This window comes from Thiorhodococcus minor (assembly GCF_010820565.1).
GTDB lineage: Bacteria > Pseudomonadota > Gammaproteobacteria > Chromatiales > Chromatiaceae > Thiorhodococcus > Thiorhodococcus minor.
The window spans coordinates 1-640 of the sequence record NZ_JAAIJQ010000320.1; the positions used below are offsets into that span (position 1 = coordinate 1).

General features: G+C 58.8%; 1 protein-coding gene. It reads right to left on the bottom strand.

The window, feature by feature from the left end; all coding sequences use genetic code 11:
• Positions 1–413 precede the first annotated feature (413 nt).
• Positions 414–640, bottom strand: a 227-nt coding sequence (locus tag G3446_RS27160) for a hypothetical protein (protein ID WP_164456748.1), incomplete at its 5' end; no start/stop codon positions are given.

Sequence of the window (640 nt, forward strand, 5' to 3'; positions counted from 1 at the left end):
ACGTAGGATGGGTAGAGCGCAGCGAAACCCATCATTCCCCGCTCCAATTTGCCAGGCCCGCACCCAAACAAAAACGCCCCCGGTTTCCCGAGGGCGTTTCCGTCTGACATCCGGGTCAGTGGCTCGATGGGTTTCGTGACCAATCGGCGTCCGCGCCAAGCGGCAGCGTCATAGCTTGGTCACTCTACCCATCCTACCTTGCTACCTTGCTGGGCTGGGAAGCGCCGACCTTGGTCAACGACGTTCGATCAAGCTCCCATGCACGCAGTGATTGGCTCCATGCCGCCGCTCCCCCACCTCAATGGCCTAAAAATACGTTTCACAAGAACGCCAAAATTCACGATTCGATGATCAACGGATTTTTTGACCATTACAGTCCAGCAACAGGGAGCGCGCCTGGTCACCAGACAGCATCACTTGTCCGCGCGTAATGCCTCGACTTGCACAATGCTCAGGCCGGTGGCCTGGGCAATCTGCCCGTCGTTGAGCATGCCGAGGGCGATGAGGTTGCGGGCCGTGGCTTGAGCGGTTTCTAGGCGTCCTTTTTGCATCCCGATCTGCTCGCCTTCCTGGCGGCCTTTCTGTATCCCGATCCGCTCTCCTTCCTGACGGCCTTCCAAACGCTCGCGTTCTGCCCAGT